Origin of the sequence: Kitasatospora sp. NPDC096204, from assembly GCF_044763205.1 — a bacterium.
GTDB lineage: Bacteria > Actinomycetota > Actinomycetes > Streptomycetales > Streptomycetaceae > Kitasatospora.
This window is the reverse complement of sequence record NZ_JBIWFT010000007.1, coordinates 1-11,472: the sequence shown is the minus strand read 5'-3', so window position 1 is coordinate 11,472 and position 11,472 is coordinate 1. Positions and strand designations below refer to the sequence as shown.

Below are 11,472 nucleotides of genomic sequence, written 5' to 3'. Positions count from 1 at the left end.
CTTCGAGGAGCCCGCGATGACCAGCACGCCGCCCGCCGTCACCGAGTCGGACCCGCTGCTGACCGGCCGGCACTCCTGGGGGATCTGGGTCGCAGACCTGGACGGCAACGAGGTCTTCGTGGAGAACCAGCAGCGGGCCGCCCGGCGCCGCTCGGTCCTGGCCCAGATCGCCGCTGCCCGCAGGCGGCGCCGGCTCGCAGGGCGGCGCTGACCGGCACCACCTCGCACGAGGAGACGGAGGAGCACCGATGCACAGCCTGATCGCCAGCCCGTTCCTGGAAGACCACCTGATCGTGCGGCCCGGCGCCCGGGGCGGCCTCATGCTCCCGCCCGAGCGCTACGAGGACCTGCGCGCCCACGACCCGGCCGCCACCGCTCCGGCCTGGCTCACCGAGGCGGTGGCCGGCCAGTGGCCCGACCTGGACACCGCCGGTCCGCTCGGCGACTTCCTGATGGTCCGCCAGCCCTCCACCTGGGGCTACTCGCGCGCCAGCTGGGAGATCAACCTCGGGTGCAACTACAAGTGCAAGCACTGCTACCTCGGCCTGAAGGTCAACTCCGGGATGCCGCTGGCGGACAAGCTCGCCTGCCTCAACGTGATGGCGGAGGCCGGGGTGCTGTGGCTGCAGATCACCGGCGGCGAGCCGACCGTGGACAAGGACTTCATCGCCTCCTACCGGGCCGCGTATGCGCTCGGCATGATGATCACCGTCTCCACCAACGCCTCGCTGCTGTGGCGCCAGAACCTGCTGGACCTGTTCGCCGAGTGCCCGCCCTACCGGGTCACGGTGTCGATGTACGGCGCAACCAAGGCCAGCTACGACGAGCTGACGCAGCGCCAGGGCGCCTGGGACCTGTTCGTCCAGGGCATGAACGCCGCCCGCCGCGCGAAGCTGCCGCTGCGGATGAGCGTGATCGTCACCGAGGACAACGCCCACGAAGAGCAGGCCATGATCGCGCTGTGCGAGGGCTGGGGGCTGGAGTACAACGTCTTCACCAACATGACCCCCACCATCTACGGCGGCGGCGAGGTGCTGACCGCGCAGTCCAAGGAGCACCTGCGGATGCGCAAGCCGTTCGGCGGCTGCAACGCCGGCCACACCTTCTTCCATACCGACCCGCACGGGCTGGTGTCCATCTGCAAGATCGGCCGCGACGACCAGATCAGCCTCCCCGCCGAGGGGATCGACGGCCTCGCCCGGCTCGGCGCCATCGCCGACCGCCTCATGCTTCGCACCGGTGGCTGCTCCGGCTGCCAGCTCTCCGGCACCTGCACCGTGTGCCGGCCGCTGGCCAAGCACTACCAGGAGGCGAAGGCACCACTCGGTTCCTACTGTCAGCACGGCTTCCAGAAAGCAGGGTGAAATGACCGCTGTCGCTGTCGAACCCAGCACCAGCCGCCCCTCCCCGGGCGACGGCCTGCCCTACCTGACCCGGCCGATCCTGGCCCCCAGCGCCCCCGTCACCTCGATCATCCCGGTCGCTGACCTGGACGACGTGATGGACAGCGTGAAGTGCTCCTGCAACGCGGGCGACGACAACCCCCACTGACCGAACCCGGTCACTTCCGCTCAGGCCCCGGCAGCTTCGCGCCGGGGCCTGACCCCTGCCCGCCGGGCGAGTAGGGTGCGGGTATGGAGCTGTCCTGGGACCTGCTGCACCCCGTGATGTCCGCGCCGTACCTGCCGACACTGGGGCCCCTGCACCCCGACGCCCTCAGCGCCGACCTGCTGGCCGACCTGTTGTCGGTCGCCGGCACCGGCGAGTTCCTGCCCCACGACAAGGACCGCCGCTGGTCCGAGCGCAAGGACGAACAGCTCCTCGTCGGCGACGTACACCAGGATCGGCTCCGATCCCTGATCCCCACCCTCACCGGCCGCGGCGTCCTGCGCGTCCACCTCTACGGCGACCCCGGGCACCGCCCGGAGGCGATGGAGACCGCGGCCAAGCTCGCCGCCCTCCACGACGCCAGCAGCACCCGGGTGGTCTGGTTCCAGGCCGACCCGGACCCGGTCGCCGTCTCCACCCGCGTCCAGCTCCGCACCTTCGGCTTCGACCGGCCGGCCCTGCCGGTCGGCGGGATCGAGCACCTGGACGCGCTGCCCGAGCCCGTGCGCGCCACCTTCGGCGCCTTCGCCGAGAAGCTGGCCGGCGAGGGCTTCGCCTTCCTGCACTCCCGGGTCGACAGCGTCGGCCCCGTGCTGACCGCCGTCCGCGACGACCGGGTGGTGGGCGCCATCGGCCCCATGGAGACCATGCCCGACCCGATCGGGCGGGCCCGGCTGCTGCCGCAGTACTTCGGCGTCCTGCCCGAGTACCGCGGCCTCGGGCTCGGCCGCCGGCTGTGGCGCGCGGCCATGCACTGGGGCGGTACCAACGGCGCCGACTACCAGCTCCTGCAGACCACCGCCGGCGGCGCCTCCGACCGGCTCTGCCAAGCCGAAGGACTCGCCGACCTCGGCTTCGTCTGCACCACCACGGTCGGCGGCTCCTGAACAACCGGCTCCGGACACCGGTCCAAGCTGGGCATCCTGGCCCGACCGCCATCCCATCAAGATCACCCCACTGCCCCTTTTGGACTCAGCTTGGCCGGACCCCTTCTTGGCGGTCGTGCCGTCGGTGAGGGCCACGGTGCGCTCGCCGAGGAAGGCGTAGTCGGCGCGGTCGAGGATCCACTGAACCCGGACCCGTCCGCCGCTGTCCGTCCGCGCGACCGCGACGCCCGCCGCCACGGCGCCGACACCCCCACCACCGCCCGGCAGGTCTGACCCCGCCCCCGTGCCGTTTGTCAGTGCCGGCCGCCATGATTCCCCCATGACCGAGACCGCCGCCCCGCTCACCTCGCCGTCCGCGTACGCCGACGCCGTCACCGCCGCCGTGCAGGCCGCCGCCGCGTACTACGCCGACGGCTCCACCCCGCTCGGGGACGACGAGTACGACGCCCTGCTGCGCGACATCGCCGCGTACGAGAGCGCCCACCCCGGCGAGGTGCTGCCCGAGTCGCCGACCGGCAAGGTGGCCGGCGGCGCCGCCACCGGCGACGTCCCGCACAGCGTGCCGATGCTCTCCCTGGACAACGTGTTCTCCGCCGAGGAACTGGAGTCCTGGGCCGCCGGTCTGGAGCGGCGCCTGGGCCGGCCCGTCGCCGCCTGGTGCGTGGAGCCCAAGCTCGACGGCCTCGCCGTCGCCGCCCGCTACCGCGCCGGGCGCCTGCAGCAGGTGATCACCCGCGGCGACGGCCTGGCCGGCGAGGACGTCACCCACGCCGCCGACGCCATCCTCGGCCTGCCCGCCGAACTGACCGAGCCCGCCGACATCGAACTGCGCGGCGAAGTCCTGCTCACCCAGAGCCAGTTCGAGCACGCCAACCGGGTGCGCGCCGACCACGGCGCCACCCCCTTCGCCCACCCCCGCAGCGGCGCCGCCGGCACCCTGCGCGCCAAGGACCGCCCCTACCGGATCGAGCTGACCTTCTTCGCCTACGACGCCGTCGGCCCCGGCGACCTCGCCCACAGCGCCCTGCTGGAGCACCTCGCCGCCCTCGGCGCCCACACCGCCGCCGCCACCGCGGCCGCGCCGCGGCACTGCGCGGACATCGCCGACGTCCAGCGTCGGATCGACGAGATCGCCGCCCTGCGCGCCGAACTGCCCTTCGGGATCGACGGTGTGGTCGTCAAGGCCGACCTGGCCGCCGACCGCGCCGAGGCCGGCTCCGGCTCGCGCGCGCCGCGCTGGGCGGTGGCCCGCAAACTGGCCGCCCAGCACAAGGTCACCCGGCTGCTGGAGGTCGAGTGGAACGTCGGCCGCACCGGCATCATCGCCCCGCGCGCCGTCCTCGAACCGGTCGTCATCGACGGCGTCACCGTCACCTTCGCCACCCTGCACAACCCCGCCGACATCGAACGGCGCGGGCTGATGATCGGCGACCAGGTCTTCGTCTACCGCGCCGGCGACGTCATCCCCCGGGTGGAGGCCCCCGTCCTCGACGCCCGCACCGGCGACGAGCAGCCGATCGTCTTCCCCGAGGCCTGCCCGCGCTGCGGCGACGCCATCGACACCACCGAACAGCGTTGGCGCTGCATACGCGGCCGCAACTGCCAGGCCGTCGCCTCCGTCCTCTACGCGGCCGGCCGCGACCAGCTCGACATCGAGGGCCTCGGCGGCACCCGCGCCGTCCAACTCGTCGAAGCCGGACTCGTCGCCGACCTCGCCGACCTGTTCACCCTCACCCGCGAGCAGCTGCTCACCCTGGACCGGATGGGGGAGACCAGCGCCGACAACCTGCTCGCCGCGATCGCCACCGCCCGCACCCAGCCGCTCAACCGGGTCTTCTGCGCCCTCGGCATCCGCGGCACCGGACGGACCATGTCCCGCCGGATCGCCGCGCACTTCGGCAGCATGACGGCGATCCGGGCCGCCGACGCCGAAACCCTGGCAGGCGTCGACGGCATCGGCACCGAGAAGGCCCGCGTCGTCGCCGCCGAACTCGCCGACCTCGCCCCGCTGCTGGACCGCCTCGCCGACCTCGGCGTGGGCACCGCCGTCACTGCCCCGACGGCCCCCGCCGCGGCGCCGGGGGAGAGCGGCACCACCGAGGCGGGCCCGCTGGCCGGCGAGGCCGTGGTCGTCACCGGCAGCATGACCGGCGCCCTCGCCGACCTCTCCCGCAACCAGATGAACGAACTGATCGAAGGCGCCGGCGGCAAGGCCTCCTCCTCCGTCTCCAAGCGCACCACCCTCCTGGTCGCGGGCGAGAAGGCCGGCTCCAAGCGTGCCAAGGCCGAGGAACTCGGCATCCGCATCCTCACCCCCGAGGAGTTCGCCACCCTGGTGGCCTCCCACCTCCCCGCCTGACGCCCCGGGCCCCGGCCGCACCGCCCGAGGGTCCGGCCCCGCGGGGCCGGACCCTCGCGCTCACCCGGCGGTGCCGGGCGGTCCGGCGGACTGCGCCGGTTCGGCGGGTTCGGCGGACTCCACGAGGCGGAACACCCCGACCTCCCAGCCGAACCCGACCACCAGCCGGTCCGCCGCGGCCGTGGCCAGCGCGCCGACCGGCAGCGGCAGCACCAGGTCGGGGCCGACCGGGGCGAGGGTGGCCAGGTCCCAGGTCCGGACGGTGCCGTCGTCGCCGCCGGTGACGAGGACCGGGCGGCCCGCGACCCGGGCGGTGGCCAGCGCGGGGGTGTCGTCCTCGGAGGCGCGCAGGGGCGGGCCGAGCAGGGCGCGGGTGGCCAGGTCCCAGACGTGCACCAGGCCGTCGTCGCGGGCCGCCGCGACGACCGGGCGGCCGTCGACCACCGCCGTGGCCAGCGCCTCGACGACCGGCCCGTCGCGCTCGTCGTCGTCGTCCCAGTCCTCCTCGCCATCCGCCTCGTCCGAGTCCGACGCCTCGTCGTCCCCGCCGCGCGGTGAGGCGCCCGGCAGCTCGATCGGCTCGCCGAGCGGGGCGCCGGTGGCGAGTTCCCACACCCGCAGCGTCACCTCGTCCGCGGTGACGGCGACCGGCCGGCCGTCCAGCACCGCCGTGGCCACCGCGCTCACCTCGGAGTCGTGCCCGGCCAGCGGCCCGTGGAGGACCTCCCCGGCGGCGAGGTCCCAGACCCGGACGAGGCCGTCGGCGCTCCCGGTGACGGCGAGCGGCCGGCCGTCGAGAACCGTCGTCGCCACGGCGCCCACGGTGTCGTCGTGGGCCAGCGGCGAGCCCGCCGACTCCCCGGTGGCCGGATCCCACCGCCGGACCGCCTTGTCGTACGGCTCGACGGTGAGCACCATGGGCCGGTCCCCGACCACCGCCGTCGCCACCGCCTCCACCGGCTCCCCGGACTCGGCGAAGGGCGTGTCCACCTCGGCGCCGGTGGCCAGGTCCCACAGGCGCACCGAGCCGTCCCGGGCGGTGCTGACCACCAGCGCCCTGCCGTCGAGTTCGACCGTCGCCGCGGCGGTCACCTCGTCGCCGTGCCCGGGCCGCGGGTCGCCCACGGAGCCGCTGTCGACAGCCGGGTCCCAGCGGTGCACCCGGCCGTCGTCGGTGCCGACGAGCACCACCGTCCGTCCGTCCGGCGTCACGGTCGAGGCCAGCGCCCGGGTCCGGCCGTGGGGCCCGGCGAAGGCCTGGGCGAACTGCCGCCCGCCGACCGGGTCCCACAGCCGCACCATGCCGGAGTCGTCGCTGACGGCGACCGCCGCCCCGGCCCCGGTGGCCACCGCCGTGACCGCCTGCGGCCACTCGTGCGCGGCGACGAGTCGCTCGCCCACCGGGCGGGCCGTCGCCAGGTCCCACAGGCCGGTCGTGCCGTCCCAGGCGCCGACGGCCACGGCCGGGCGGCCGTCGACGTCCACCACGGCCAGCGCCTGCACCGCGCCGCCCCCGGTCTTCACCGGCGGCAGGAACTGACGCCCCTTCGCGAGGTCCCACACCCGTACGACCCCCTGGAAGTCGCCGGTCAGCGCCACCGGCCGGCGCAGCACCACCGTCGTCACCAGCGCCGTTGGCCGGGCCGCCCGCGGGTTGGCGGGGGCCGGGGCGCGCATCGGCTTGCCGACCGGCTGCCCGGTGGCCAGGTCCCAGACCCGCACGCTGAGGTCGTCGCCGCAGGTGACGGCCACCGCACGGCCGCGCACCACCGCCGTGTCCACGCCGGTCACCCAGTCGAAGTGCCCGGCCAGCGGAAAGTACAGCAGCCGGCGTGTCGTCAGGTCCCAGACCCGTACGGTCTCGTCGGTCCCGGCCGACACCGCCACCGCCCGGCCGTCCAGCTCGGCCGCGGCCACGGCGCGCACCTGCCCGGTGTGGTCGGCCATCGGCTCGCCGACCGCCTCGCCGGTGGCCAGGTCCCACAGGCGCACGGTGCCGTCGTTCCCGCCGGTGACCACGACCTCGCGGCCGTCCACCGGCACCGGGACGGCGGCGAGCGCCGACACCCCCCTCCTGTGGCCGGCCACGCTCCAGCGGCAGCCGCCCAGTTGGCCGCCGCTGGCCCACTCGGCGCGCCGGCGCGGGAAGCGCTCGTCCGCCACCGGGACGGCCTCGATCCGCGCGGCCAGCTTGCCGTCCCCGTACCGGAGGGCGTCCAGCGCCAGCAGCTCGCGGCGCACCGCGGGGCCGGCCTCCCGGTGGCGGTGGGAGGAGGCCTCGTACACCGCGGCGCCCACCCGCCCGAAGCCCCACGCCTCGGGGAGCAGGGCCAGCACGGTCGCCGGATCGGCGTTCACCAGGAACGCGCCGTCGGCGAACGGGATGGAACCCAGGTAGACCGCGACGGAACGGCGCAGCTCGGGATCCGGGCCCCGGGCGGCGCGCAGCCACAGCTCCACGGCCTCCCCGACGTCGCCGTCCTCGCTCACCATCACCCCGAGCCGCTCCTCGGCGAGCTGACGGTAGGGCTCGATCTCCGTGGTGACCGCGCCGCGCAGCAGCCGGTGGGCCTCGGCCCGGTCGCCGTCGAAGCGCGCCTGGTCGGCCGCGTCGATCGCCGCCGCGACCTCGACCAGGGCCTCGGCCACCCGCGGGGGCAGGGAGGACAGGTCCACCAGCTCCCCGGGGCGCGCCCACGCCCTGCGGTCCTCGTCGACGGGCCGCACGGGCACGTCCTGCCCGGCGCGCTCGCGGCGGCCGCCGAGCAACCGGCCTATCCAGCCGCGGTGTTCCCTCGAGCCGGCCATCAACTCTCCCCACTCCCGTACCGAATCCGACCCACCCTACCCACTCGGCCCGACCCGCCCACGGGCCTTACTGCGGAGTGCCGTTGGCGGCGAGACGGGCGCTCATGTCCGCGTGGGCGCGCCGGGAGTGGGCGTTGGCCGGGTCGTGGACGAGCCGCAGGTAGTCGTAGAGGATCCGCACGCACTCGTCCCGGGTGCCGCACGGCGCGTCGGGGGCCAGGCCGAGGCGCCCGGTGACCTCCATCAGGCTCCCGTCGTCCGTGGCGTACACCGGGTGCCAGACGAGCCGCACCGCGGGGTCGAGCGCCATGACCACGCGCAGCTGCGGCACCTCCTGCGCGATCAGGACGCTGTCCGGGTCGTACGCCCGCAGGAAGATGTGGACGGGGCCGCGGGCGCGGCTCACGAAGGCCTTGGACAGGACGTTCCACATCGGCGTCTTGAGCATCCAGTCCGGGGTCAGGGTCAGCCGGTCGACCACCCCGCCGAAGGCGGTGGCCTCCAGCGGGGTGTGGCCCTTGCCGCGGGCGTAGTCGCTGAGCTCCCGACCGCCCGACCACAGGGCCAGCGTCGGCGTGTCGATCTCCAGGTGGTCGCCGACGACCCTCACCAGCTCCTGGTACCAGCTGTTCGACGCGCGGTGGTCGCGCTGGGCCTGGCGCTCGGTGAACCCCGCCATGGCCTCGTCGTTGAGCTGCCCCTGCTCCGCGATGCCGCCGAGGACGAGCTGCCAGGCGATCTCCGTGACGTCCCGGGAGAAGCCCGCCCGGGCCATGTCCTCGCGGAACGTGCCCCACTCGCCGTGCGAGACGGGGTCGGCGGCGTGCGCTCTCGCCTGCTCCCTGACCCCGGGATCCTCCAGGCGCTGCAGCCGGCGCGTCACGGCCGCGTTGCCCACCGTCCGCTGGAGGGCGGCGAGTTCGGCGGGGTGCGGGGCCCGCCCGGGAACGGCGGGCGCCGGGGCCGCGCCCCGCGCCGCACGCCTCCTCGGCGCGGCCCCGGGCGTCGGCGCCGCCGAGCCCCTCACGGTCTCTCGCACGCTCCCGGCCCTCCTCCGTCACCGCCCGGCCCGCCGACCCTACGCCCCCGGCACGGCCCCCGCGAGGGCCGGAAGGGCAGCCCCGGGGCACCGGCCGGCCGCCCCACCGGCCGCCCGCCCAGCAGGGCGCAGGACCAGGAACCGACGGCCGCCCGCCCCGCGGGACGTAGGACCAACAGCCGATGGCCACCCGCCCCGCACCCCGGTGGAATGTCCGGATGAACCACGCACCGCACCCCGGGCAGCCGCCGGCCGGCCTCACCGCGGCCCAGCGCTCCGCCTACCTCGACCGCATCGCCCTGCCCGACCCCGGAACCCCCTCCCCGCAGGCCCTCGCCCGGCTCCAGCTCGCACACCTGCGCACCGTCCCGTTCGAGAACCTGAGCATCCACCTCGGCGAACACGTCGACCTCGACCCCGACGCCCTGCAGGAGAAGGTCGTCGCCCGCCGCCGGGGCGGCTTCTGCTACGAACTCAACGGAGCCTTCGCCCAGTTGCTCACCTCACTCGGCTACCGGGTGAGCCTGCTGGCCGCCCGCGTCTTCGACGGCGAACGCCTCGGCCCGCCGTTCGACCACCTCGCCCTGCGGGTCGACCTCGACGAGCCGTGGCTGGTCGACGTCGGCTTCGGCCGCTTCAGCCGCCACCCGCTGCGCCTGGACGAACGCGGCGAACAGGCCGACCCCGACGGAGCGTTCACCCTCGTCCCGACCGGCGGGCACGGCGACCTCGACGTCCTGCGGGACGGCACACCGCAGTACCGCCTGGGCCCGCGCCCGTACGAACTCGCCGACTTCGCCCCGACCTGCTGGTGGCAGAGCACCTCGCCGCACTCCCACTTCACCCGCTCGACGACCTGCTCCCTGCTCACCGCGGACGGCGGCCGGGTGACCATCAGCGGCGGCCGCCTGATCACCACCACCCCGGCCGGCGGGCGCACCGAGCGGACCCTCACCGACGACGAGGCCCTCACCGCCTACCGCACCCACTTCGGGATCGCACTGGACAGCCTCCCGGCCCTGCCGACCCTCCCGGACTGAGCGCCCGCCGCCCGCCGTCTGCCCGTGGCGAATCCGCTGCGGGCAGAGACGGGGCGTCCGGAGGTCTTCCCGGGCCGACAGTGGAGTCGACGGCAACCCCCGTTCCGACGAGGAGAGGTCAGATGACTCCACCCACCACGCACCCGCCCCGCGCGGCGGACGGCGACACCCCGCCCAGCGCCTTCGACGACCACCTCGCGGCGCAGCTGCTCGCCCAGCGGATCGTGCTGCTCGGCACCCAGGTCGACGACGTGTCGGCGAACCGGGTGTGCGCGCAGCTGCTGCTGCTGTCGGCCGAGGACCCGCGCACCGACATCTGCCTGTACGTCAACAGCCCCGGCGGGTCGGTCAGCGCGGGCCTGGCCGTCTACGACACCATGCGGCTCATCCCGAACGACGTCTCGACGCTGGCGATGGGCTTCGCCGCCAGCATGGGCCAGTTCCTGCTGACCGCGGGTGCGCCCGGCAAGCGGTTCGCGCTGCCGAACGCGCGGATCATGATGCACCAGCCCTCGGCGGGCATCGGCGGCACCGCCGCGGACATCGAGATCCAGGCGGAGAACCTCCAGTTCACCAAGCGGGTCATCGAGCGGATCACCGCCGAGCACACCGGGCAGAGCGAGCAGACCATCGCGCGCGACGGCGACCGGGACCGCTGGTTCACCGCCGAACAGGCCAGGGAGTACGGGCTCGTGGACAAGGTGGTGGAGTCGGTCGCCGACATCCGCCCGGCCGCCGCCCGCCGACGGATCGGACTGTGACATGGGCTCGTACACGGTTCCCTACGTCATCGAGCGCACCGCGCAGGGCGAGCGCACCTACGACGTCTTCAGCCGGCTGCTGAACGAGCGGATCATCTTCCTCGGCACCGAGATCGACGACGGCGTCGCCAACGTGGTCATCGCCCAACTCCTGCACCTGGAGGCGGAGAACCCGGAACGCGAGATCTCGATCTACCTCAACTCGCCCGGCGGATCGTTCACTTCACTGATGGCGATCTACGACACCATGACCTTCGTGCAGGCGCCGATCTCCACCTTCTGCGTCGGCCAGGCGGCCTCCACGGCCGCGGTCCTGCTGGCTGGCGGGGACCCGGGGCGGCGCTTCGTGCTCCGCCACGCCCGGGTCCTGCTCGGCCAGCCCGCCAGCGGCGGCCGGCAGGGGACGGTCTCCGACCTCAGCCTCGCGGCCAAGGAGATGGTCCGCATCCGCGCGCAGGTGGAGGAGGTCCTCGCCCGGCACACCCGCCACGACCCGGCGACGCTGCGCGCGGACATGGACCGGGACAAGGTGCTCACCGCCGAGGAGGCCGTCGCGTACGGCATCGCCGACCGGGTACTGGACCGGCGGCACGCGCCCGCCTGACCCGCACGCACCCGCAGGACCCGGCCGGACCCGCGTTCGGCCGGGTCCGGCCGGGGCCGGTCAGACACCCCATGTCGTTGGGTGTCAAGCGGCGAGGGCTTGGGCGTGGTGCGACCAGGCGGTTGCCTCGTCGTAGAGGGTGCGGGTTTTGAGGCAGCCGTGGAGTATGCCGACCAGGCGGTTGCCGACCTGCCTCAGGGCGGGGTTGTAGCCGGCCTCGCGGGCGCGCTGCTTGTCGTAGTAGGCGCGGGCGCCGGGCGAGGCCCGCAGGGCGGAGAACGCCTGCGTCTGCAGCGCGTTCGCGAGCCGGTTGTTGCGGACGTAGCGGGCCTGGACGGTGTGGCTCTTGCCGGAGGCCCTGGTGAC

Annotated in this window: 11 protein-coding genes and 1 pseudogene; 9 read left to right on the top strand and 3 right to left on the bottom strand. The window is 74.7% G+C overall.

The genetic code is table 11. The annotated features are described in order from the left end of the window. The first annotated feature begins 16 nt into the window (after window positions 1–16). From ACIQ87_RS09290 to ligA, 6 genes are all read left to right on the top strand, one after another. Window positions 17–211, top strand: coding sequence for a hypothetical protein (locus ACIQ87_RS09290; protein WP_402403894.1), 195 nt, complete (start codon window positions 17–19; stop codon window positions 209–211). Between the two features lie 37 nt (window positions 212–248). Next, window positions 249–1,364 carry a radical SAM protein gene (locus ACIQ87_RS09285; RefSeq protein ID WP_402403891.1) on the top strand — a complete coding sequence of 372 codons (1,116 nt, stop codon included), beginning with the start codon at window positions 249–251 and terminating at the stop codon, window positions 1,362–1,364. 1 nt (window position 1,365) lies between these two features. Next, complete coding sequence (locus tag ACIQ87_RS09280) at window positions 1,366–1,551, top strand: hypothetical protein (protein WP_402403888.1); 186 nt, start codon at window positions 1,366–1,368, stop codon at window positions 1,549–1,551. An 83-nt stretch (window positions 1,552–1,634) separates the two neighbouring features. Next, entirely contained in the window at window positions 1,635–2,495 is an 861-nt protein-coding gene (locus ACIQ87_RS09275; RefSeq protein WP_402403885.1) for a GNAT family N-acetyltransferase, read from the top strand. Window positions 2,496–2,585: 90 nt separating this feature from the next. Continuing rightward, window positions 2,586–2,768, top strand: a complete 183-nt coding sequence (locus ACIQ87_RS09270) for a hypothetical protein (RefSeq protein WP_402403882.1) — start codon at window positions 2,586–2,588, stop codon at window positions 2,766–2,768. A 46-nt stretch (window positions 2,769–2,814) separates the two neighbouring features. Next, a complete protein-coding gene (gene ligA / locus ACIQ87_RS09265) occupies window positions 2,815–4,854 on the top strand; it encodes an NAD-dependent DNA ligase LigA (protein WP_402403880.1) in 2,040 nt (679 codons plus the stop codon). Between the two features lie 60 nt (window positions 4,855–4,914). Here the strand turns inward: ligA and ACIQ87_RS09260 are convergent, their stop codons facing one another. Together ACIQ87_RS09260 and ACIQ87_RS09255 are read right to left on the bottom strand one after the other, a co-directional pair. Beyond that, complete coding sequence (locus ACIQ87_RS09260; protein WP_402403878.1) at window positions 4,915–7,662, bottom strand: WD40 repeat domain-containing protein; 2,748 nt, start codon at window positions 7,660–7,662, stop codon at window positions 4,915–4,917. A gap of 67 nt (window positions 7,663–7,729) precedes the next feature. Continuing rightward, complete coding sequence (locus ACIQ87_RS09255) at window positions 7,730–8,701, bottom strand: hypothetical protein (protein ID WP_402403875.1); 972 nt, start codon at window positions 8,699–8,701, stop codon at window positions 7,730–7,732. Between the two features lie 218 nt (window positions 8,702–8,919). Between ACIQ87_RS09255 and ACIQ87_RS09250 the strand changes: the two genes are divergently transcribed. The 3 genes from ACIQ87_RS09250 (at window position 8,920) to ACIQ87_RS09240 (ending at window position 11,106) form a co-directional block, all read left to right on the top strand. Continuing rightward, window positions 8,920–9,741: an arylamine N-acetyltransferase gene (locus ACIQ87_RS09250; RefSeq protein ID WP_402403872.1), complete on the top strand. Its 822-nt coding sequence runs from the start codon at window positions 8,920–8,922 to the stop codon at window positions 9,739–9,741. A gap of 122 nt (window positions 9,742–9,863) precedes the next feature. Beyond that, the gene (locus ACIQ87_RS09245; RefSeq protein WP_402403869.1) at window positions 9,864–10,502 is read left to right on the top strand and encodes an ATP-dependent Clp protease proteolytic subunit; all 639 of its coding nucleotides are present in this window, start codon (window positions 9,864–9,866) and stop codon (window positions 10,500–10,502) included. Between the two features lies 1 nt (window position 10,503). Beyond that, a complete protein-coding gene (locus ACIQ87_RS09240; protein ID WP_402403866.1) occupies window positions 10,504–11,106 on the top strand; it encodes a ClpP family protease in 603 nt (200 codons plus the stop codon). Between the two features lie 84 nt (window positions 11,107–11,190). Here the strand turns inward: ACIQ87_RS09240 and ACIQ87_RS09235 are convergent. Continuing rightward, window positions 11,191–11,472: pseudogene (locus tag ACIQ87_RS09235) on the bottom strand (IS110 family transposase); the annotation flags it as partial.

Excerpts from the sequence above, each read along its gene's own strand:
- ACIQ87_RS09290 (WP_402403894.1), top strand. The coding sequence starts at position 17 with ATGACCAGCACGCCGCCCGCCGTCACCGAGTCGGACCCGCTGCTGACC.
- ACIQ87_RS09285 (WP_402403891.1), top strand. The coding sequence starts at position 249 with ATGCACAGCCTGATCGCCAGCCCGTTCCTGGAAGACCACCTGATCGTG.
- ACIQ87_RS09280 (WP_402403888.1), top strand. The coding sequence starts at position 1,366 with ATGACCGCTGTCGCTGTCGAACCCAGCACCAGCCGCCCCTCCCCGGGC.
- ACIQ87_RS09275 (WP_402403885.1), top strand. The coding sequence starts at position 1,635 with ATGGAGCTGTCCTGGGACCTGCTGCACCCCGTGATGTCCGCGCCGTAC.
- ligA (WP_402403880.1), top strand. The coding sequence starts at position 2,815 with ATGACCGAGACCGCCGCCCCGCTCACCTCGCCGTCCGCGTACGCCGAC.
- ACIQ87_RS09260 (WP_402403878.1), bottom strand. The coding sequence starts at position 7,662 with ATGGCCGGCTCGAGGGAACACCGCGGCTGGATAGGCCGGTTGCTCGGC.
- ACIQ87_RS09250 (WP_402403872.1), top strand. The coding sequence starts at position 8,920 with ATGAACCACGCACCGCACCCCGGGCAGCCGCCGGCCGGCCTCACCGCG.
- ACIQ87_RS09245 (WP_402403869.1), top strand. The coding sequence starts at position 9,864 with ATGACTCCACCCACCACGCACCCGCCCCGCGCGGCGGACGGCGACACC.
- ACIQ87_RS09240 (WP_402403866.1), top strand. The coding sequence starts at position 10,504 with ATGGGCTCGTACACGGTTCCCTACGTCATCGAGCGCACCGCGCAGGGC.